The 21,657-nt window shown below is 69.9% G+C and carries 17 protein-coding genes; 5 read left to right on the top strand and 12 right to left on the bottom strand.

All coding sequences use genetic code 11. From position 1 onward, the window contains the following. Positions 1 to 70: 70 nt before the first annotated feature. Both OG734_RS06960 and OG734_RS06955 read left to right on the top strand, forming a co-directional pair. A complete protein-coding gene (locus tag OG734_RS06960; RefSeq protein ID WP_330286584.1) occupies positions 71 to 964 on the top strand; it encodes a shikimate dehydrogenase in 894 nt (297 codons plus the stop codon). Between the two features lie 53 nt (positions 965 to 1,017). Further along, complete coding sequence (locus tag OG734_RS06955) at positions 1,018 to 2,820, top strand: bifunctional sugar phosphate isomerase/epimerase/4-hydroxyphenylpyruvate dioxygenase family protein (protein ID WP_330286583.1); 1,803 nt, start codon at positions 1,018 to 1,020, stop codon at positions 2,818 to 2,820. A 245-nt stretch (positions 2,821 to 3,065) separates the two neighbouring features. Here the strand turns inward: OG734_RS06955 and OG734_RS06950 are convergent, their stop codons facing one another. Then, complete coding sequence (locus tag OG734_RS06950) at positions 3,066 to 3,887, bottom strand: helix-turn-helix transcriptional regulator (protein ID WP_443065069.1); 822 nt, start codon at positions 3,885 to 3,887, stop codon at positions 3,066 to 3,068. Between the two features lie 335 nt (positions 3,888 to 4,222). On the opposite strand from OG734_RS06950, the gene OG734_RS06945 reads away from it, so the two are divergent. Beyond that, on the top strand, positions 4,223 to 5,257 hold the full coding sequence (locus OG734_RS06945) for a hydroxyacid dehydrogenase (RefSeq protein ID WP_330286582.1): 1,035 nt from the start codon (positions 4,223 to 4,225) through the stop codon (positions 5,255 to 5,257). An 11-nt stretch (positions 5,258 to 5,268) separates the two neighbouring features. Beyond that, complete coding sequence (locus OG734_RS06940; protein ID WP_330286581.1) at positions 5,269 to 5,946, top strand: HAD-IA family hydrolase; 678 nt, start codon at positions 5,269 to 5,271, stop codon at positions 5,944 to 5,946. Between the two features lie 306 nt (positions 5,947 to 6,252). Here the strand turns inward: OG734_RS06940 and OG734_RS06935 are convergent, their stop codons facing one another. The 8 genes from OG734_RS06935 to tkt form a co-directional block, all read right to left on the bottom strand. Next, positions 6,253 to 7,722, bottom strand: coding sequence for a membrane-associated oxidoreductase (locus OG734_RS06935; RefSeq protein ID WP_330286580.1), 1,470 nt, complete (start codon positions 7,720 to 7,722; stop codon positions 6,253 to 6,255). A 101-nt stretch (positions 7,723 to 7,823) separates the two neighbouring features. Next, a complete protein-coding gene (locus tag OG734_RS06930; protein WP_330286579.1) occupies positions 7,824 to 8,423 on the bottom strand; it encodes a histidine phosphatase family protein in 600 nt (199 codons plus the stop codon). A gap of 6 nt (positions 8,424 to 8,429) precedes the next feature. Further along, positions 8,430 to 9,308 (bottom strand): phosphogluconate dehydrogenase (NAD(+)-dependent, decarboxylating), encoded by an 879-nt coding sequence (gene gnd, locus OG734_RS06925; RefSeq protein ID WP_330286578.1) that lies wholly within the window; start codon positions 9,306 to 9,308, stop codon positions 8,430 to 8,432. A 1-nt stretch (position 9,309) separates the two neighbouring features. After that, a complete protein-coding gene (gene pgi, locus OG734_RS06920; RefSeq protein WP_330286577.1) occupies positions 9,310 to 10,971 on the bottom strand; it encodes a glucose-6-phosphate isomerase in 1,662 nt (553 codons plus the stop codon). Beyond that, positions 10,964 to 11,899: a glucose-6-phosphate dehydrogenase assembly protein OpcA gene (gene opcA, locus OG734_RS06915; protein WP_330286576.1), complete on the bottom strand. Its 936-nt coding sequence runs from the start codon at positions 11,897 to 11,899 to the stop codon at positions 10,964 to 10,966. Before opcA ends, pgi begins: the two co-directional genes overlap by 8 nt. Next, a complete protein-coding gene (zwf, locus tag OG734_RS06910; RefSeq protein ID WP_330286575.1) occupies positions 11,896 to 13,473 on the bottom strand; it encodes a glucose-6-phosphate dehydrogenase in 1,578 nt (525 codons plus the stop codon). The genes opcA and zwf overlap by 4 nt, the downstream gene beginning before the upstream one ends. Further along, positions 13,470 to 14,618 (bottom strand): transaldolase, encoded by a 1,149-nt coding sequence (gene tal / locus OG734_RS06905; protein ID WP_330286574.1) that lies wholly within the window; start codon positions 14,616 to 14,618, stop codon positions 13,470 to 13,472. The genes zwf and tal overlap by 4 nt, the downstream gene beginning before the upstream one ends. Before the next feature lie 19 nt (positions 14,619 to 14,637). Next, on the bottom strand, positions 14,638 to 16,731 hold the full coding sequence (gene tkt, locus OG734_RS06900) for a transketolase (RefSeq protein WP_330286573.1): 2,094 nt from the start codon (positions 16,729 to 16,731) through the stop codon (positions 14,638 to 14,640). Positions 16,732 to 16,877: 146 nt separating this feature from the next. Here tkt and OG734_RS06895 point away from each other — a divergent pair, with 146 nt between their 5' ends. Beyond that, on the top strand, positions 16,878 to 17,801 hold the full coding sequence (locus OG734_RS06895) for a helix-turn-helix domain-containing protein (protein WP_330286572.1): 924 nt from the start codon (positions 16,878 to 16,880) through the stop codon (positions 17,799 to 17,801). A gap of 78 nt (positions 17,802 to 17,879) precedes the next feature. Here OG734_RS06895 and OG734_RS06890 read toward each other — a convergent pair whose 3' ends face one another. The 3 genes from OG734_RS06890 to OG734_RS06880 all read right to left on the bottom strand — a co-directional run bounded on the left by OG734_RS06890 (position 17,880) and on the right by OG734_RS06880 (position 21,608). Next, positions 17,880 to 19,289: a glycoside hydrolase family 16 protein gene (locus OG734_RS06890; RefSeq protein WP_330286571.1), complete on the bottom strand. Its 1,410-nt coding sequence runs from the start codon at positions 19,287 to 19,289 to the stop codon at positions 17,880 to 17,882. A 183-nt stretch (positions 19,290 to 19,472) separates the two neighbouring features. Further along, positions 19,473 to 20,717, bottom strand: coding sequence for a L,D-transpeptidase (locus tag OG734_RS06885; protein ID WP_330293589.1), 1,245 nt, complete (start codon positions 20,715 to 20,717; stop codon positions 19,473 to 19,475). Between the two features lie 135 nt (positions 20,718 to 20,852). Continuing rightward, complete coding sequence (locus OG734_RS06880) at positions 20,853 to 21,608, bottom strand: IclR family transcriptional regulator (RefSeq protein WP_330286570.1); 756 nt, start codon at positions 21,606 to 21,608, stop codon at positions 20,853 to 20,855. Between the last annotated feature and the right edge of the window lie 49 nt (positions 21,609 to 21,657).

Below are 21,657 nucleotides of genomic sequence, written 5' to 3'. Positions count from 1 at the left end.
GGGGCTTCCCCGTAGCCCGGTCATGCTGATATAGCTAACGTACTAGTTCGTACATTAGTGGAGGTCGGCCGTGGCCAAGGACTCGTTTCTCGTCGGGCTCATCGGCTCCGGCATCGGTCCGTCGCTGAGCCCCGAGCTGCACGAGCGGGAAGCCGACCGGCAGGGGCTGCGCTATCTGTACCGGCTGATCGACATCGACACGCTGGGCGTCGAGGCGCACGCGGTGGGCGATCTCGTACGGGCCGCCCGCGACCTCGGATTCGACGGCTTGAACATCACCCACCCGTGCAAGCAGCTCGTCATCGAACACCTCGACGGCCTCGATGCGCAGGCCGAGGCGCTCGGCGCCGTCAACACCGTGGTCTTCGAGGACGGTCGTGCGATCGGCCACAACACCGACGTGACCGGCTTCGCCGCGTCCTTCGCCCGCGGACTGCCCGACGCCCCGCTGGACCGGGTCGTACAGCTCGGGGCCGGTGGGGCGGGCGCGGCCGTCGCGCATGCCACGCTCACCCTTGGCGCCGGTCAGGTCACCGTCGTCGACGCGCTGCCCGATCGCGCCGCCGACCTCGCCGCGTCCCTCAACCGGCACTTCGGCGCCGGCCGGGCGAGCGCTGCGACGCCCGACCGGCTGGGGGCGCTGATCGGCGGGGCCGACGGCGTCAGCGCCATCGATGGCTTGGTGCACGCGACGCCCACCGGTATGGCGACCCATCCTGGCCTGCCCATTCCCGCCGAACTGCTGCATCCCGGCCTCTGGGTCGCCGAGGTGGTCTACCGCCCGCTGGAGACCGAGCTGCTGCGCACGGCCAGGGCGATCGGCTGCGCCACGCTCGACGGCGGCGGCATGGCTGTCTTCCAGGCCGCGGACGCGTTCCGGCTCTTCACCGGCCGGGAACCCGACACCGCGCGCATGCTGGCGGACATCGCGGAACTGGCGGGCGCGCTACCGGCGCCGAAGTAGAAGTCGCGCTACCGGCGCCGAAGTAGAAGTAGAGAGAAGGCAGAGGTACCGACGTGCGTACGTCCATCGCCACCGTGTCGCTCAGCGGCTCCCTGACCGAGAAGCTCACGGCCGCCTCCCGGGCCGGCTTCGACGGGGTCGAGATCTTCGAGAACGACCTGCTCGCCAGCCCTCTCACCCCCGAGGAGATCCGCGCCCGCTGCGCCGACCTCGGTCTCACCATCGACCTCTACCAGCCGATGCGCGACATCGAGGCCGTGCCCGAGGACGAGTTCGCCCGCAACCTGCGCCGCGCCCGGCACAAGTTCGAGCTGATGGGGCGGCTCGGCACCGACACCGTCCTCGTCTGCTCCAGCGTCTCCCCGCTCGCCCTCGACGACGACACGCTCGCCGCCGCCCAACTGAGCCGCCTGGCGGACCTGGCCCAGGACTTCGGCGTCCGCGTCGCCTACGAGGCGCTCGCGTGGGGGCGGCACGTCAACACGTACGACCACGCCTGGAGCATCGTCGAGGCCGCCGATCATCCCGCGCTCGGCACCTGCCTCGACAGCTTCCACATCCTCTCCCGGGGCTCGGAACCCAAGGACCTCGAAGGCATTGCGGACATCCCCGGCGAGAAGATCTTCTTCCTCCAGTTGGCCGACGCCCCGCTGCTCGCCATGGACGTGCTGCAGTGGAGCCGCCACTACCGCTGCTTCCCGGGGCAGGGCGGCTTCGACATCGCAGGGCTTCTCCAGCACGTCGTGCGAGCCGGCTACGACGGTCCGCTCTCCCTGGAAGTCTTCAACGACGTCTTCCGACAGGCCGAGGCCGGACCCACCGCCGTCGACGCCCGACGCTCCCTCCTCGTCCTCCAGGAAAGCGTCGGCCTCGCCCGGCTGCCCGAACCCGTCGTCCCCACCGGCATCGCCTTCGCCGAACTCGTCACCCCCGACGCCGAACCGGTCGCGGCGGTCCTCGGCGCCCTCGGCCTCAGCCGTACGGCGCGCCACCGCAGCAAGCCCGTCGACCTATGGGAGTGCGGCGAGGCCCGCATCCTCGTCAACACCGGCCCGGCCGCACGCCGTGACGGCGCCGGACTCGCCGCCGTCGGTCTGGAATCACCGGACCCGACAGGTGCCGCCCGCCGCGCCGAGGCCCTCCTCGCCCCGGTCCTGCCCCGCCGCCGCGCCCCCGAGGACGCCCCGCTCGACGCGGTCGCCGCCCCCGACGGCACCGAACTCTTCTTCTGCGCCACGCACCGCCCCGAACTCCCCAACTGGCGCACCGACTTCGAGGCCATCGGGACCGTCGGGGACGTCGGGGGCGGCGTCGATCGCATCGACCACCTGGCCCTCACCCAGCCCTGGCACCACTTCGACGAAGCGGCCCTCTTCCACCGCAGCGTGCTCGGGCTGCACGGCCAGGAGAGTGTCGACGTCGCCGATCCGTACGGGCTCTTCCGCAGCCGCGCCGTCACCAACTCCGTCGGCAGCGTACGGATAGCGCTCGCCGTCGGCCCCGCGCCCACCGAGGACGAGACCCGCGCCCAGCACATCGCGCTGGCCACCGACGACGTCGTCACCGCCGCCCGGCGCTTCCGGGCAGCGGGCGGCAGACTGCTGCCGATGCCCGCGAACTACTACGACGACCTGGCGGCCCGATACGAGTTCACCGAGGGCGAGTTGGCGACCTACCGCGAACTCGGCATCCTCTACGACCGGGACGCCCAGGGCGAGTTCAGGCACTGCTACACGCAGACCGTGGGCCGCGTCTTCTTCGAACTGGTCCAGCGTGACGGCGACTACCAGGGTTACGGCGCCCAGAACGCACCGGTGAGGCTCGCCGCACAGCACGCACAACGCCCGCTGCGCTGATACGAGTTACCGCTGTTATGGACTGAGGCTGCGGCTGTTCGGGCGACTCCCCGATCCGCGGCCACTCCTTGCTGATTTCGCGTCACGCCAGAGCTGCATCTGACATTGGCGCGAGGGTTTTTCACCGTAGCCGATCATCACTTCCGGCCCGCAGTCTGCTCCACCGGGAGTGCAGTGGCCGCGCCGTCCGGCAGGCCGGGTCCGCGGTACCCGGTCCTGACGGGTGGGGCCGGGCGTCGGTGGCGTCAGAGGCGATCGGCAGGGGAGGCGCCGCCCTGGGACGCGGCCCAGGAGGCGAGCAGGCGCAGGGCTTCTTCGGAGGGTGAGCCTGGTTCGGCCGTGTAGATGAGGAGGGTGAGACCGGGTTCGTCGTCCACGGCCGAGCCGTGCCAGGTGAGGGTGAGTTCGCCGACGAGCGGGTGATGGAAGCGTTTGACGCCGGTGCCGTGACGGCGGACGTTGTGGGCGCCCCAGCGGGTGCGGAAGGCGTCGCTGCGGGTGGAGAGTTCGCCCACCAGGTCGTGGAGGCCTTTGTCGTGCGGGTTGCGGCCGGCCTCGGTGCGCAGCACGTCCACGGTCATGTCGGCGATGTGCTCCCAGTCCGGGTAGAAGCGGCGTGCGGCCGGGTCGAGGAACTGGAAGCGGGCCATGTTGGGCGGCTGGGTGTCGCTGTCGTAGAGGTCGGTGAAGAAGGCGCGGCCGAGCGGGTTGGCGGCGAGCAGGTCCTGGCGGCCGTTGGTGACGAGCGCGGGTCCGGCGGTGACGACGTCCAGCGTCCACTGCAGGCTCTTGGGCAAGGCCCGCTGCCGGCCGGAACGTGACCTGGGACGAGCGAGTGTGTCGGAGCCCTCCTGAGCCTGGGCCAGGTGAAGCAGGTGGGCCCGTTCGGCGTCGTCGAGCTGGAGCGCGCGGGCGACCGATTCGAGCACCGCGGGTGAGACGCCGGCGAGGTTGCCGCGTTCCAGCTTGGCGTAGTACTCGCCCTCGGCTGACCGTGAACGGGGCGTCCGGCATGCGCTGAAGCAGCGGGGCGCCCCGGCAGGCGGTGGTGGCGACGTCCCGCTCAGCGAGACTGTCTGTACGGGCCGTGCTCGCGTACGGAACGGCCCGGGATCATCACGAACGAAGCCACCAGTCGAGTGACCTCGAATTCTCCACCGGCGGGTGCCGTGGCCGGGGAGGGGCTGAACCACGCCGCCAGATCGCCGTGGTCGCCGCCCAGCACATCGCCGTATCCGTCCGGGCGAGTGCACCCTGGAGTCGCTCGCGCAGGCCGTGGTTCATGCGCATCCGGGATGCTGACTTCGAGAGTGCCTCCGATCGTCGCCCTGGTCACCGGCGCCAAGAGCGCCGAGCTGCGACCGGCGGGCGAGCCGATACCCGTACGCACGCAAGGAGTTCTGTGAGCACCCCGTCCCCCACCCCCAAGCCCGTGGTGGTCCTGCGCCCCACCCCACAGCGCACGGACCGCATCTTCACCGCCGCCACCCTGGAGTCGCTCCGCGACCGCTTCACCGTGGTGGACCTGGAGAAGGATCCCTCCGAAGAAGCACTTGAGGAGGTTCTGCCCGACGCCTTCGCGATCGTCGGACAGCCCGACCTGCCGGCCGGGCGGCTCGCCCGCGCGGGCAGGTTGCGCGCTCTTATGAACGTCGAAGGCAACTTCTTCCCCAACGTCGACTACGCGACCTGTTTCGAGCGCGGAATCCACGTCCTGGGCTGCGGACCCGCCTACGCACAGGCGGTCGCCGAGTACTCCCTCGGACTCGCCCTCGACCTTGCCCGGGGCATCAGCCGTGAGGACCGCGCCTTCCGCGCCGGACGGGAGCGGTACGTCTCCGACGGCAACGCCGACGCCGTACTGCTGCAAGGCTCCGATGTGGGCCTGGTCGGCTTCGGCAACCTCGGCCGCAGCCTCAACCGGCTCCTCGCCCCCTTCCGGCCCACCATCCGCGTGTACGACCCCTGGCTGCCGCCCGGCGTCCTGCACGAACACGGTGTGCTGCCTGCCTCACTGGACGAGACCCTGTCCCGCAGCCGCTTCGTGTTCGTGCTGGCCACTGTCACGGACGACAGCCGCCACCTGATCGGGGAACGCGAACTCGATCTGCTGCCCGACGGCGCCCGCCTCGTCCTGGTCAGCCGCGCCCCGGTCGTCGACTACCCGGCACTCCTCGCCCAGGTCGCGCGGGGACGCCTGCTCGCGGGCATCGACGTGTGGCCGGACGAACCGGTCGCCGCCGACGACCCGGCCCGTGCTCTCGAGGGTCTCGTGCTGTCCGCCCACCGGGCGGGCGGCATCCCGGAAGCCTTCCGGACCATCGGCGACATGGTCCTCGACGACCTGACCCTCCTCGCTCAGGGGCTTCCACCTGTCCGTATGCAGAGCGCCGCCCGTGAACTGGTCGGCCGCTACCGCAACCGCCCCGTGGCCTGAAGGGACGATCCATGACCGCACAGCCCCACCCGCCCACCGTGCTCGACATCCTCTGCGAGGGCCTGCTCTTCGACAACGACGGTGTCCTGGTCGACTCCGACCACGGTGTCGACCAGGCATGGAGCCAATGGGCACGCGACCGCGACCTGCCGCCGGAGCAGGTGACCGCCATGGTGCACGGCCGCCGTTCGGCCGACACCGTCGCACTCCTGGTGACCGACCCGAAGGAGCGACCGGCCGCACTCGCCTCGATCGACCGCCTGGAGGTCGAGGCCGCGGCCACCACCACAGCGCTCCCCGGCGCCCTCGACTTCCTCGCCGGCCTGCCGCGCGAGCGGTGGGCGGTGGTGACCTCCGGAGTCACCGCCCTGGCCCGGGCCCGCCTCAAAGCGGCGGGACTACCCACTCCACCCGTACTCATCACCGCGGACGACGTCAGCCACGGCAAACCGGCCCCCGACGGCTACCGCACGGCGGCCAAGAAGCTGGGCTTCGCCCCGGCGCGGACTGTTGTCTTCGAGGACAGTACCGCGGGGGCGAAGGCCGGAGCCGCAGCGGGCGCAACCGTCATCGGAGTCGGCCGGCGCGGACTGGCCACCGACGCCCCCGTCGTCGTCCGCGACCTGCGCGGCCTGAAATGGCACGACGGCGTACTCAGTCTCGCCGCCGCGGACCTGCTGCGGTCCTGACCACGCCCTGCGCATCCGACGTGGGGCGCCGACCGCTACGGCCGGTGTCCCACGGCACACAGAGGACTTCAGATGCCGAGCCACGCACCACGAACGGGCATGAGCAGCCTGCGTGTTCCACGTGTTCCACGGCGAGGACCCCCTGATCGAGACGGGCGAACAGGGCACTGAACTCCCGCATGACCTCCGTCGCCTCGCGTGGCCACGCCCGCTCCCGGCGAGTGGAGTGCACTCGCCATCCCGTGATTGACACGGCGCCGGACAATATCGGCGGACAGCTCGACAGCGCATGGTCCAAGGCCGGACTCACTGCCGGGCGACGCTCCTGCTCACACCGGCGATGACGGTCGTGGCCAGGATCCAGCCGGTCAGGATGAGGACGTACGACAGGAACTGGTACCCGCCCTTGGGCGCGAACGCCCCCTCCTGGCCGAAGGAGATCACCGGGAGGAGCAGGTCGAGGGTGAAGAAGACCGGGTTGAACTCTGGGGCCTCGTCGGCCTTGAGCGGGCCCGGGTGGTGCAGGGCGAACGCGATCGAGCCCGCCGCCAGCAGCGACAGCAGCCAGACGGCGGCGCGCAGCGGGCGGAAGCCGTAGCCGACGGTGGTGTCCTGGAGGTGGCCCCAGGTCCGGCCGAGCCAGGGCAGGGTGGCCCGGTGCCGGCGCAGCTTGGCGAGCTGGACCCGGCGGGCCGCGCCCTCGTCGCCGACATGCCGGTAGGCGGCGGCCAACTGCTCGTAGGCGTAGGGGACATAGCCGTCGCCGTCGCGCTCCAGCAAAGGCAGGCGACGGTGGGTCGGCTCGTGCGGATTGAGCGCCGTGTAGCTGAGGTTGTTGAAGAGCACCTCGCCCGGTGCGACCTCCGACTCGAAGCCCAGTACGTCGATCCGGGAGCGGCGCAGATGCAGCCGGCCCTCGATGGGCTCGCACCGGTACAGCCACAACTCACCGATGGTGCAACTGCTGGCCCGCAGGGCCGTACCGCCGGGGTTGGACAGCCGCGCGCGCGTGAAGTCGAGAGAGCCCGCGATCCGGGAGCCGCGCAGGTCGATGCCTCCCTGGGTACGCAGGTTCCGCGCCCGTACGTCGGCCCGCACTTCGAGAGACCGCGCGCACAGCGCATGGCCGCCGGGGTTGCTCAGGTCGGCGTCGTCCAGGGCGATCGACCCGCCCACCGTGGCACCGTCCAGCCGCATCTCGCCCCGCACCCGCAGCCCGGGTGCCGCGAAGCCGTCGCTGAGGACGGACTGATGGAGCTGGAGCACCGGCACGGACGGATCGGACGTGGTGAGTTCGGCCCCGTCCATGAAGAGCGCGCCCGCTATCTGCGACCCGGCCAGCTTCACCGGCCCGTGCACCCGGCAGTCCGTCATCCGCAGTGGGCCGTCGATCCGGGTACTGGCGAGGCTGACGGCCGGGAGCACCGAGCTGCGCAGATTCAGCTGACGCAGCCGGGAGCCGTAGAAGTCGGGGGACTCGTCGAAGTGGCAGTGCCGCAGATGAAGCGGGTGGTCCACCACCGCGTACATGAGGTTCAGCTGCCCGGTGATGCGGACTCCCGACAGCCTGAGCCTGGGGATCTCGCCGTCCAGCTGCGGGGTGCTGAGCAGCAGGGCCCTCAGCACCGAGGCGCGTACGGTCCGCTCCGGTCCCCAGCCGGAGCCGGTGGCAGGGTTGTCGGCCTCGGCCTCACCCTCGCGGAAGTCCACGGGCTCGCCCCTGGGGAAGGCCCGCCACACGCGCTCTTCGGCCGCCGTCAGATCGTTGATCTCCATCGGGGGGACTCTGACGCGCCTCGGACACACATGTCAATCGGGTCCGGGGACAATGCCCCGGACCCGATCGCCACTTCAGTCGCCCAAGCCCAGCAGGCGGCTCAACTCCCCGCCTGCCAGCGGGTGTTCCACTCCGCGACCACCGGACGGTCGTGCTCCGTGGAGAGCGTGCTGACCGTGCCCGTGGCGAGCTGGAACAGCCGGCCGTAGGAGGGCGGCAGCCCGAGGTAGCGGGCCGTCAGCACGCGCAGGAAGTGCCCGTGCGCCACGAGGACCACGTCACCCTCCCCGAGAGCGTCCTCGACGTGGGCCAGGACGCGGTCCGCGCGCCGGCCCACCTCGTCGGGCGACTCGCCCGGGTGCCCTTCCGGACCGGGCGCCACGCCGTCCGTGAACAGGTACCAGTCGGGCCGGGTGCGATGGATCTCGTCGGTCGTCACACCCTCGTACCCGCCGTAGTCCCACTCGTGCAGATCCGGATCGGCCGACGTCCCGGACAGGCCCGCGAGTTCGGCGGTGCGCACCGCGCGGGTGAGGGGGCTGGTCAGTACGCGTGCGAAGGTCCGTCCGGCGAGGAGCGGAGCGAGGGACTTGGCCTGCTCCTCACCGTGCGGGGTGAGGGGCAGGTCGGTCCAGCTGGTGTGCTGTCCCGACGCGCTCCACTCCGTCTCGCCATGGCGGACCAGAAGAAGGTCACCCACGGGTTCCTACTCCTTGGACTCGACGGCGTGACCGCCGAACTGGTTGCGCAGCGCCGCGATCATCTTCATCTGCGGGGAGTCGTCCTGCCGGGACGCGAACCGGGCGAAGAGGGAGGCCGTGATCGCGGGCAGCGGCACGGAGTTGTCGACGGCCGCCTCGACCGTCCACCGGCCCTCGCCGGAGTCCTGAGCGAACCCGCGCAGCCGCTCCAGGTGCTCGTCCTCGTCGAGGGCGTTGACCGCCAGGTCGAGGAGCCAGGAGCGGATGACCGTGCCGTCCTGCCAGGACCGGAAGACCTCGCGCACATCCGTGACGGAGTCGACCTTCTCCAGGAGCTCCCAGCCCTCGGCGTAGGCCTGCATCATCGCGTACTCGATGCCGTTGTGGACCATCTTCGAGAAGTGCCCGGCGCCCACCTTGCCCGCGTGGACATAGCCGTACGGGCCCTCGGGCTTCAGTGCCTCGAAGATCGGGTGGAGCCGCTCGACGTGCTCCTTGTCGCCGCCGACCATCAGGGCGTAGCCGTTCTGCAGCCCCCATACACCGCCGGAGACACCGGCGTCGACGAAGCCGATGCCCTTGGTGCCCAGTTCCTCGGCGTGCTTCTCGTCGTCCGTCCAGCGGGAGTTGCCGCCGTCGACGACCGTGTCGTTCGCCTCCAGCAGACCGCCGAGCTCGTCGACGACGGACTGGGTGGCGGCGCCGGCCGGGACCATCACCCAGACCACGCGCGGCGCTTCGAGCTTGTCGACCAGCTCGGCGAGGCTGCTCACGTCGGAGACCTCGGGGTTGCGGTCGTAGCCGATGACGGTGTGGCCGGAACGGCGGATGCGCTCGCGCATGTTGCCGCCCATCTTGCCGAGACCGATCAGACCAATCTGCATGTCAGTTCACTTCCTGAGCGTCACGAAGAGCGCGGTACGTGGCCACGAGGGCGGCGGTGGAGGAGTCGAGGCCGGGGACGGCGGCACCCGTGGTGAGCGCGGGCTCGACGCGCTTGGCGAGGACCTTGCCCAGCTCGACGCCCCACTGGTCGAAGGAGTCGATGTTCCAGACGGCGCCCTGGACGAACACCTTGTGCTCGTACAGCGCGATCAACTGGCCGAGCACGGAGGGAGTCAGCTCACGCGCGAGGACGGTCGTCGTGGGGTGGTTGCCCCGGAACGTCTTGTGGGCGACCAGTTCCTCGGGCACCCCCTCCGCCCGCACTTCCTCCGGCGTCTTGCCGAAGGCCAGTGCCTGGGTCTGCGCGAAGAAGTTGGCCATCAACAGGTCGTGCTGGCCCTTGAGTTCGTCGCTCAGCTCGGCGACCGGCTCGGCGAAGCCGATGAAGTCCGCCGGGATCAGCTTCGTCCCCTGGTGGATCAACTGGTAGTAGGCGTGCTGCCCGTTCGTGCCGGGTGTGCCCCACACGACCGGCCCGGTCTCCCACTCCACCGGGTTGCCGTCGCGGTCGACCGACTTGCCGTTGGACTCCATGTCCAGCTGCTGCAAGTACGCGGTGAACTTGGACAGATAGTGCGAGTAGGGCAGCACGGCGTGCGACTGCGCACCGAAGAAGTTCCCGTACCAGATGCCCAACAGGCCCAGCAGCAAAGGTGCGTTGGCTTCCGCCGGAGCCGTGCGGAAGTGGTCGTCGACCAGCGCGAAGCCGTCCAGCATCTCCCGGAACCGCTCCGGCCCGATCGCGATCATCAGTGACAGCCCGATCGCCGAGTCGTACGAGTACCGTCCGCCGACCCAGTCCCAGAACTCGAACATGTTGTCCGTGTCGATGCCGAAGTCCGACACCTTCCCGGAGTTCGTCGACAGCGCCACGAAGTGCCTGGCGACCGCCTTGTCGTCGCCGCCCAGACCCGCAAGGAGCCAGGAACGGGCCGAGGTCGCGTTCGTGATCGTCTCGATCGTCGTGAACGTCTTCGACGCGACGATGAACAGCGTCTCCGCCGGATCCAGGTCCCGCACCGCCTCGTGCAGATCCGCACCGTCGACGTTCGACACGAACCGGAACGTCAACTCCCGTGCCGTGAACGCCCGCAGCGCCTCGTACGCCATCGCGGGACCGAGGTCCGAGCCGCCGATGCCGATGTTGACGACGTTCTTGATACGCCGACCGGTGTACCCGGTCCACTCACCGGACCGCACCCGGTCCGCGAAGCCGGCCATCCTGTCCAGGACCGCGTGCACGGCCGGTACGACGTTCTCCCCGTCGACCTCGATCACCGCGTCCCGCGGTGCCCGCAGCGCGGTGTGCAGCACCGCACGGTCCTCGGTGATGTTGATCCTCTCGCCCCGGAACGTGGCGTCCCGCAGCCCGAACACATCGGTGGCGGTGGCGAGTTCCTGGAGGAGGGCGAGGGTCTCGTCCGTGATCAGCTGCTTGGAGTAGTCGATGTGCAGGTCACCCACCCGCACGACGTACCGCTCCGCGCGCCCGGGATCGGCGGCGAACAGCTCACGCAACTGCGGCTCGGAGAGAGCACCGGCGCGGTGGTCCTCCAGTGCGGTCCACTCGGGGCGCAGAGTGAGCTTGGGGGAGTCAGACATGGCGGGGGGTCTCCTTGGTGCCGTCGCCCCGCAGGGCGACCGCGTACATCTCGTCGGCGTCGAGGCGGCGCAGTTCCTCGGCGATGAGTTCGGAGGTGGGGCGCACCTTCAGCGCGAGCGTGCGGGAGGGCTGGCCCGGCAGGGTGAGCGTGGCGAGCGGGCCCTCGGGGCGGTCGATGACGATCTCGCCCTTGTCGGTGCCGAGGCGGACGGCCGTGACGACCGGCCCCGCGGTGACGACGCGGTCGACCTTCACCTCCAGGCGGGCGCCGAGCCAGCGGGCCAGCAGTTCGGCGCTCGGGTTGTCGGCCTCGCTCTCGACGGCCGCCGAGATGATCTTCGTGCGGGCCTGGTCGAGGGCCGCGGCCAGCATCGAGCGCCACGGGGTGAGACGCGTCCACGCCAGGTCGGTGTCGCCGGGCGCGTACGAGCGCACCCGGGCCTCCAGGGCGATGAGCGGCTTCTCGACCGCGTACATGTCGGTGATCCTGCGCTGGGCCAGCGCGCCCAGCGGGTCCTTGGCGGGCACCTCGGGGGCGTCCACCGGCCACCAGACGACGACCGGCGCGTCCGGCAGCAGCAGCGGCAGGACCACCGAGTCGGCGTGGTCGGACACCTCGCCGTACGTCCGCAGAATGACCGTCTCGCCGGTGCCGGCGTCCGCGCCCACCCGTACTTCGGCGTCGAGGTGGGACTTGGTGCGGTCGCGCGGGCTGCGGGCGTGCCGCTTGATGACGACCAGGGTGCGCGCGGGATGCTCGTGCGAGGCATCCTCGGCCGCCTTGATCGAGTCGTAGGCGTTCTCCTCGTCCGTGACGATCACCATCGTCAGGACCATGCCCACGGCAGGGGTGCCGATGGCGCGCCGCCCCTTCACCAGTGCCTTGTTGATTTTGCTTGCCGTGGTGTCGGTGAGGTCGATTTTCATGGCCTGCGCCAGCTCCGTCCGTCTCGTGCGAGCATCTCGTCGGCTTCCTCCGGGCCCCAACTGCCCGAGGAGTACTGCGCGGGCCTGCCGTGCGTGCCCCAGTACTCCTCGATCGGGTCGAGGATCTTCCAGGACTCTTCCACTTCCTGGTGACGGGGGAACAAATTGGCGTCGCCGAGCAGGACGTCCAGGATGAGCCGTTCGTACGCCTCCGGGCTGGACTCCGTGAAGGACTCGCCGTAGGCGAAGTCCATCGTGACGTCCCTGATCTCCATCGAGGTACCCGGGACCTTGGAACCGAAGCGCACGGTCATGCCCTCGTCGGGCTGGACGCGGATGACGATCGCGTTGGCGCCGAGCTCCTCCGTGGCCGTCGAGTCGAACGGCGAGTGCGGGGCGCGCTGGAAGACGACCGCGATCTCCGTGACACGCCGCCCGAGCCGCTTGCCGGTCCGCAGATAGAAGGGGACGCCCGCCCAACGGCGGTTGTCGACCTCCAGCTTGACGGCCGCGTACGTGTCCGTGCTGGACTGCGGGTCGATGCCGTCCTCTTCGAGGTAGCCGGACACCTGCTCGCCGCCCTGCCAGCCCGCCGCGTACTGTCCGCGCACGGTGTGCTCGCCCAGGTGTTCGGGCAACTTCACCGACTTCAGGACCTTGAGCTTCTCGGTCAGCAGCGATTCGGCGTCGAAGGCGATCGGCTCCTCCATGGCCGTCAGGGCCATCAGCTGGAGCAGATGATTCTGGATCACATCGCGCGCCGACCCGATGCCGTCGTAGTAGCCGGCCCGGCCGCCGATACCGATGTCCTCGGCCATCGTGATCTGGACGTGGTCGACATACGACCGGTTCCAGATCGGCTCGTACATCTGGTTGGCGAAACGGAGCGCCAGGATGTTCTGGACGGTCTCCTTCCCCAGGTAGTGGTCGATCCGGAAGACCTGCTCCGGGTCGAACACATCGTGCAGGACGCGGTTCAGCTCACGCGCGCTCTTCAGGTTGTGCCCGAACGGCTTCTCGATCACCCCGCGCCGCCAGGAACCTTCAGGCGCGTTCGCCAGCCCGTGCTTCTTCAGCTGCTGGACGACCTTGGGGAAGAACTTCGGCGGTACGGAGAGGTAGAAGGCGTAGTTGCCACTCGTACCCCGGGACGCGTCCAGCTCCTCGACGGCCGCGCGCAACTGCTTGAACGCCGCGTCGTCGTCGAAGTCGCCGGGGATGAACCGCATCCCCTCCGCGAGCTGCTGCCAGACCTCCTCGCGGAACTCCGTACGGGCGTGTTCGCGCACCGAGTCGTGGACGATCTGTGCGAAGTCCTCGTCCTCCCAGTCCCGGCGGGCGAACCCGACGAGTGAGAAGCCCGGCGGGAGCAGGCCCCGGTTGGCCAGGTCGTAGACGGCCGGCATCAGCTTCTTGCGGGACAGGTCACCGGTCACCCCGAAGATGACGAGCCCTGACGGGCCCGCGATCAGGGGGAGACGGCGGTCGCCGGGGTCGCGCAGCGGGTTGTTCCACTCGCCCTCGCTGCCGAGGTCCCCTTCGAAGTCCGCCGTCAGGGTCGATTCGTCGCTCATTCCCCGTCAACTCCCTTGCTGTCCAGCGACTTCGTGACGGCGTTCAGCAGGTCGTTCCAGGCGATCTCGAACTTCGCGACGCCCTCGTCCTCCAGCAGCTGCACGACCTCGTCGTACGAGATCCCGAGCCCCTCGACGGCCGCGAGATCGGCGCGGGCCTGGGCGTAACCGCCGCTCACCGCGTCGCCGTGGATGTCGCCGTGGTCGGCAGTCGCGTCGAGGGTGGCCTCGGGCATCGTGTTGACGGTGCCGGGCGCGACCAGCTCGTCGACGTACAGGGTGTCCTTGTACGCGGGGTCCTTCACTCCGGTCGAGGCCCACAGCGGACGCTGCTTGTTGGCGTGGGCGCCGCCCAGGGCGGTCCAGCGGTCGCCCTCGAAGACCTCCTCGTACGCCTCGTACGCGAGTCGCGCATTGGCCAGCGCCGCCCTGCCTTTGAGTGCGAGGGCCTCGTTCGTGCCGAGCACCGTCAGGCGCTTGTCGATCTCGGAGTCGACGCGGGAGACGAAGAAGGAGGCGACGGAGTGGATGGTCGCCAGGTCGATACCCGCGGCCTGTGCCTTCTCCAGGCCGGCCAGATAGGCGGTCATGACCTCGCGGTAGCGCTCCAGGGAGAAGATCAGCGTGACGTTGACGCTGATCCCGAGGCCGATGACCTCGGTGATCGCAGGCAGGCCCGCCCGCGTCGCCGGGATCTTGATCATCACGTTGGGCCGGTCGACCAGCCAGGCCAGCTGTTTGGCCTCGGCGATCGTCGCCGCCGTCTCGTGGGCGAGACGCGGGTCGACCTCGATCGAGACGCGGCCGTCCCGGCCCGCCGTGGCGTCGTACACCGGGCGCAGGATGTCGGCGGCGGCCCGTACGTCGGCGGTGGTCATCATCCGTACGGCCTCGTCGACCGTGACGCCGCGCACGGCCAGGTCGGCGAGCTGCTCCTCGTACCCCTCGCCGGAGCCGATGGCTGCCTGGAAGATCGAGGGGTTCGTGGTCACGCCGACCACGTGCTTGGTGTCGACGAGTTCGGCGAGGTTGCCGGAGGTGATGCGCCCCCGGGAGAGGTCGTCCAGCCAGATCGAGACGCCCTCGTCGGAGAGGCGCTTGAGTGTTCCCGCGGTGGTGGTTGTTTCGGTGGTCACTGTGATCATCTTCTTTCTGGCGTTCGGATCAACCGCGGGCGGCGGAGAGGCCGGTAGTTGAATTGAGCGCGGCCCGCGCGGCCTCGGCCACGTTCTCGGCGGTGAAGCCGTACTCGGCGAACAGGGTCTTGGCGTCGGCGGAGGCGCCGAAGTGTTCGAGGGAGACGATGCGTCCTGCGTCACCGACGTAGCGGTACCAGGTCAGACCGATGCCCGCCTCGACCGCCACGCGTGCCTTCACGGACGGCGGAAGGACACTCGCGCGGTACTCGGCCGACTGCTCCTCGAACCACTCCACGGACGGCATCGACACCACCCGCGTACCCACACCCTCAGACTCCAGCGCCTCACGTGCGGCGACAGCGAGCTGGACCTCGGAGCCGGTGGCGATCAGGACGACGTCCGGGGTGCCGGTGGAGGCGTCCCGCAGGACGTAACCGCCCTTCGCGGCGTCCTCGTTCCTGGCGTACGTCGGTACACCCTGCCGGGTGAGCGCGAGGCCGTGCGGGGCCGGGTTCGTGGCGTGCCGCTTGAGGATCTCGGCCCAGGCGACGGACGTCTCGTTGGCGTCGGCCGGGCGCACGATGTTCAGGCCCGGGATGGCGCGCAGGGAGGCCAGGTGTTCGACCGGCTGGTGGGTGGGGCCGTCCTCACCGAGGCCGATGGAGTCGTGCGTCCACACGTACGTCACCGGCAGTTGCATCAGCGCCGACAGGCGTACGGCGTTACGCATGTAGTCGGAGAAGACCAGGAAGGTGCCGCCGTAGATACGGGTGTTGCCGTGCAGGGCGATGCCGTTCATCTCGGCGGCCATCGAGTGCTCGCGGATACCGAAGTGGACGGTACGGCCGTAAGGGTCCGCCTCCGGCAGCGGGTTGCCCTTGGGGAGGAAGGAGGATGTCTTGTCGATGGTCGTGTTGTTCGAGCCGGCCAGGTCGGCGGAGCCGCCCCACAGTTCGGGCAGGACCGGGCCCAGGGCCTGGAGCACCTTGCCGGAGGCCGCGCGGGTGGCGACGGACGCGCCCTCCTCGAACACCGGGAGGGCGTCCTCCCAGCCCTCGGGCAGCTGACCTGCCACGACCCGGTCGAACAGCTTTGCCCGCTCGGGCTGCGCGGTGCGCCACTCGGCGAGCCGCTTGTCCCAGGCCGCGTGTGCCTCCGCGCCCCGGTCGAGGGCCTGGCGGGCGTGGGCGAGGACTACGTCTGCGACCTCGAAGGTCTGCTCCGGGTCGAAGCCGAGGAGTCGCTTGGTGGCCGCGATCTCGTCGGCGCCGAGGGCGGAGCCGTGAGCGGCCTCGGTGTTCTGGGCGTTCGGGGCGGGCCAGGCGATGATCGTGCGCATCGCGATGATCGAGGGGCGCGCCGTCTCGGCCCGCGCCTCCCTGAGCGCCGTGTACAGCGCGCGTACGTCGATGTCGCCGCCGAGTTCGGGCTCGATCCGCTGCACGTGCCAGCCGTACGCCTCGTACCGCTTCAGCACGTCCTCGGAGAACGCCGTCGCCGTGTCGCCCTCGATGGAGATGTGGTTGTCGTCGTAGACGAAGACGAGGTTGCCGAGCTTCTGGTGGCCGGCCAGTGAGGAGGCCTCGGCGGAGATGCCCTCCTCCAGGTCGCCGTCCGAGACGATGCCCCAGACGGTGTGGTCGAAGGGCGACTCGCCCTCCGGCGCCTCGGGGTCGAAGAGGCCGCGCTCGTAGCGGGCGGCCATCGCCATGCCGACCGCGTTGGCGACGCCCTGCCCGAGCGGGCCGGTGGTGGTCTCGACGCCGGCCGTGTGGCCGTACTCGGGGTGGCCCGGTGTCTTCGAACCGTGCGTGCGGAACGCCTTGAGGTCGTCCAGCTCCAGCTCGTACCCGGACAGGAACAACTGGGTGTACAGGGTCAGCGAGGTGTGGCCGGGGGAGAGGACGAAGCGGTCACGGCCCGTCCACTCGGGGTCCGCGGGGTCGTGTCGCATCACCTTCTGAAAGATCGTGTACGCGGCGGGGGCCAGGCTCATCGCGGTGCCGGGGTGGCCGTTGCCGACCTTCTGTACGGCATCGGCCGCGAGTATGCGGGCCGTGTCGACGGCACGCTGGTCGAGATCGGTCCACTGAAGGCTGTCGGATGTCTGCGTACTCATCTTCAAGAAGTCCTCGATAGAGGGGGATGAACTGCTCGGACGTGTTCAAACTTAAAAGTCTGACTTTTACGGGGCCAGGTGCCGGTGTGTCACCCTTTGGTGAATGTGGGACACGGACGGCGGGGACCGGACGGCAAGAGAAGGACATGGCGGACAGAACCATCCAAGACACCATCCAGGACACCACCCAGGACACCCTCCAAGACGGAGACGGCATCAGGACGTTTCCCTTCCCGGTCGATCTGAGCGTCCTGGGCGTGGGCATGCAGGTCGGCCCGATGTCACCCGACCGCACCTGGCACGAGGACGCCCCGCTGGAACGCGTCCACCGCATCGACTTCCACGTCGTGATGCTGTTCGACGACGGCCCGGTCACCCACATGGTCGACTTCGCCGAATACGAGGCGACAGCGGGCGACCTGCTGTGGATCCGCCCGGGTCAGGTCCACCGCTTCTCCCGCACCAGCGGGTACCACGGCACCGTCCTCACCATGCAGCCCGGTTTCCTGCCCCGGGCCACGGTCGAGGCGACCGGCCTCTACCGCTACGACCTGCCCCCGCTGCTGCGCCCGGACGGGCCCCAACTCGCGGGCCTGCGCGCGGCCCTGGCCCAACTGGGCCGCGAGTACGAGGACACCGCCACCCTCCCGATCGGCCTGCACACCTCGGTGCTGCGTCACTCACTCACTGCGTTCCTGCTGCGTCTGTCCCATCTGGCCGCGAGTTCCGCGGAGGCGGCGCGTGGGCAGACCGACACCACGTTCACCCTCTTCAGGGACGCGGTGGAGAAGGGCTTCGCCACCAACCACAGCGTCAGCGCGTACGCCGACGCCCTTGGTTACTCCCGTCGCACCCTCGTCCGCGCGGTGCGCGCCGCTACCGGTGAGACGCCCAAGGGCTTCATCGACAAGCGGGTGGTCCTGGAGGCCAAGCGTCTGCTGGCCCACACATCCCTGCCGATAGGGCGCGTCGGTGTCGCGGTCGGTTTTCCGGACGCGGCGAACTTCTCCAAGTTCTTCCAACTGCACACCGGGACCGCGCCGGTGGCGTTCCGGGCGGAGCTGCGCTGAAGGGCGAGAAGGCCTGAAGGGGCGGACCTGTTGGTCCGCCCCTCGGTAAAGCTCAAACAAGGACCGTCAACGACCGCCTCAGTGGCCGAAGTTGAACCAGTTCACGTTCACGAACTCCTGTGCCTGGCCGCTGGTGAAGGTCAGGTAGACGTCATGGGTGCCCGTGACCGCGCTCATGTTCACCTGGAGCGTGCGCCAGCTCTGCCAGCCGCCCGTGTTGCCCACCTCGAAGCGGCCGATCGGTGTGCTCGTACGGCTGTCGAGGCGCACCTCGACCAGCCCGCTCACGCCCGAGTTGGCGCCGCTCGCGACCCTGCCGACGAACTGGGTGGCGGCCGTGGAGCCGAAGTTGACGCCCTGGTAGAGCGCCCAGTCGCCGTTGGCGAGCGAGCCGATGTTCTGCCCGCCGCCGGTGTCGGTGGTGGTCTCCGTGCTGGTACCCGACTGGCTGTTGTAGGACTCGGCCTGGATGGCCGCGTACGCGTCCCGGGTGCCGGTCGGCGGAGGCGTGGTCGTGCCGCCGCCGGTGGTCGACTGGAGCACCTGCACGTAGTCGACGACCATCGGGCGCCCGGAGACCGTGCCCGCGTCCGGGCCGCCGCCGAACGCCGCCGGGAAGGCGCCGCCCATCGCCACGTTCAGGATGATGAAGAAGCCGTGGTTCGTGGCGTTCGCCCAGGTCGTCGCGTCGACCTGGTTCGCGGTCACCGTGTGGTAGTTGGTGCCGTCGACGTAGAAGCGGATCGCCTCCGGACTCACCGAACGGTCCCACTCCATGCTGTAGGTGTGGAAGGCGGCGGTACAGGCCGTGCCGGGGCAGGACCTGGAGCTGCCGATGCCGGTCGTCTCGTTGCACGGGCCGCCCGGACTGGTGCCGCAGTGCATGGTGGCCCACACGGTGTCGCGGCCCTGGGTGTTCTCCATGATGTCCAGCTCGCCGACGCTCGGCCAGTTCTGGAAGTTGCCCCGGTAGGGCGCCCCGAGCATCCAGAACGCAGGCCAGTAACCGAGGGCGGACGCACCGGTGACGTTCGGCACCTGGAGGCGGGCCTCGACGCGCAGTTTGCCGCCGGCCGGGGGCTGGAAGTCGGTGCGGTTGGTCTCGATGCGGCCCGAGGTCCAGTTGCCGGCGGAGTTGCGCACCGGGGTGATCCGGAGGTTGCCGCTGCCGTCGAGTGAGACGTTGGTCGTGCTGTTCGTCATCGTCTCGATCTCGCCGGTGCCCCAGTTCGCGGGGCCGCCGGGATACGAAGTCCCGGTCGCGTACTGCCAGTTGGTGGTGGAGACGCCGGTCCCGGCGGTGCCGTTGAAGTCGTCGAGGAAGACCTGCGTCCAGCCGGTCGGCGGCGTCGGCGCGTCCGCCTGGGCCACCGACACGGCGGCTGCCGCGAGGCTGAGGACGGCGCCGACGGCGACGAGCGCGCGCCGGAGCGGGCCGCGTCTGACGGGCGGGCCTGAAGTGAGCGAAGTGCCTGAAGTGTCCCTCATGGGTGCCTCTTCGGGTACGGAGTGGGGGTGCGCGGGTGCTTCCAAGAGCCTTTGAGAGCGCTCTCAGGGTGCGCCCAATGTGCTCTTGCTCCCTCCGGCCGTCAAGAGGTGAAACCCAGAATTTCCTTCCGTCACAGGTGAGTTCACCCGATGAAGACATGAATGTGATAGGGCTGCACGGCCCTAGAGCGCGCTGCCCGCCTTCCAGTCCGCCCAGGACAGGTTCCAGCCGTTGAGCCCGTTGGCCGGATCGACCGTCACCTCACCCGAGTTCTGGACGACCACCACGTCCCCGAGCATGGAGCTGTCGTAGAACTCGTAGCCCGGTACGGAGGTGTCGTTCGCGCCCTTCGTGTCGTGCAGTCCCACGCAGCCGTGACTGGTGTTGCTGCTCCCGAACACCGAGGCCGAGGCCCAGTAGTTGCCGTGCACGAAGGTGCCGGAGGTGGTCAGGCGCTGGGCGTGCGGGACGTCGGAGATGTCGTACTCGTCGCCGAGCCCGACCGTCGAGGACTCCATCCGCGTCTGCTTGAACCGCTCGCTGATCACCATGATCCCGGACCAGGTGGTGTGCTCGGCGTCGCCGCCGGAGACGGGATAGCTGGCCGTGGCCCTGCCGTCCCGCCGTACGGTCATGGTCTTCGCCGCCAGGTCGACGGTACTGATCTGCTCGCGGCCGATGTGGAAGGTGACGTCCTTGGACTGGGTGCCGTAGACCCCGTCCGCGCCCTGGACGTCCTTGAGCCGCAGCCCGAGCGTGATCTTCGTACCGGCGGCCCAGTAGGCCTCGGGCCGGAAGTCGAGCCGGGTGTCGCTGAACCAGTGCCCGACCACCTCCACGGCCGGCTCGGCGGTCACCGTGATCGCCTGCTGGACCGCGGCCCGGTCGGTGACCGCCTCCGTGAAGTTGATCGACACCGGCATGCCGACGCCGGAGGTGGAATCGGCCTCCGGAGTGAAGTACCCGACGAAGGTCGCGGACGGTGAGGCGGTGGTGAAGGCCGCGGTCTGCGTGGCGGCACCGGTGACCTGCGCCGACACCTTGTATGTCGTCCCGGAGTACGGGTTCCCGGTGGAGGTCCACTTCGTACGGGCCTCGTTGAGGGTCCCGGCCAGCCCGCCGCCGTCGCCGGTGGCCGTGACGGAGGCGAGGGTGCCGTCGGTGACGGTGACCTCGACGGGGGCGGCGAAGTCGGCGTGCCGCGTACCGTCGGCGGGGGTGACGGTGACGACGGCCTTCGTGGCCGCCTTCGTCGACGCGCTCGCGCTCGCCCTGGTCGTCGTCGACGAGGCGTCCGCGGAGCCGCTGCAACCGGTCAGTGCGGCGGCCGGGACAGCCCCGAGCGCGGTGAGGATCCCGCGTCGGGACCACGACGGCGACTGCCGGCCGCCCTGCTCGGACGGATTCGATATGTGCGGAACACCCACGGCACGCCTCTCTGACACGACCAGGAAGTGATCGATGATGCGCGTGCATCGTGCATCTTCTGTATGGGTTTGTTCTTTGAAACAGGGGCCTGCCGTCTGAGATTCAGGTAAGGACGCGCAGTCGTGTACCCGGACTCAGCGCCGCTGCTCCGGCTGCCAGCCCAGCGCCCGGGAGATGCCCCGCGCCGCCAGCCGCACCGCGGGCACCAGCACCGGTACCTGGGCGTCGACGTGGGGGACCACGACCGACACCGCGGCGATCACCGCGCCGCCCGGACCGCGCACCGGGGCCGCCACGGACAGGGCGTCGTCGGTGACCTGACGACTGCTCACCGCCACGCCCGCGCGCCGGACTTCGGCCAGGACGCGGCGCAACTGGGCCGGGTCGGTGATGGTGTGGGGGGTGAAGGCGGCCAACGGGCCCTCGCAGTAGTCCTGCTGGAGCATGGGGTCGCCGTGTGCGAGCAGGGCGAGGCCGACGCCCGTGGCGTGCAGCGGCCAGCGGGCGCCGACCCGGATGTGCACCCCGACCGCCGAACGGCCCGACAGCCACTCGATGTAGACGACCTCGCCGCCGTCCCGTACCGCCAACTGCACGTTCTCGTGCGTCGCTTCGTACAGGTCCTCCAGATACGGCAGCGCGATCTGCCGCAGCGCCAGCCCGCGCGGGGCGAGCGCCGCGACCTCCCACAGTCTGAGGCCCACGTGGTAGACGCCGGCCTCGTCCCGCTCAAGGGCGCCCCATCGGGCGAGGGCGCCCACGAGGCGGTGCGTGGTGGTGAGGGTCAGCCCGGCCCGCCGGCTGATGTCCGTGAGGGACAGCGCCGGGTGCTCGTGGTCGAAGGCGCTGAGCACGGACAGCAGCCGGTCGGGCGCGGAGCGGGTGGTCATGGGCGGGCAGCTCCCCGGGGTGTGGACGTCAGGTCCCTGTATACCGAGG

This window comes from Streptomyces sp. NBC_00576 (assembly GCF_036345175.1).
GTDB lineage: Bacteria > Actinomycetota > Actinomycetes > Streptomycetales > Streptomycetaceae > Streptomyces.
The sequence above is the reverse complement of the archived record's forward strand: the minus strand, read 5'-3'. Positions and strand labels throughout refer to the sequence as shown.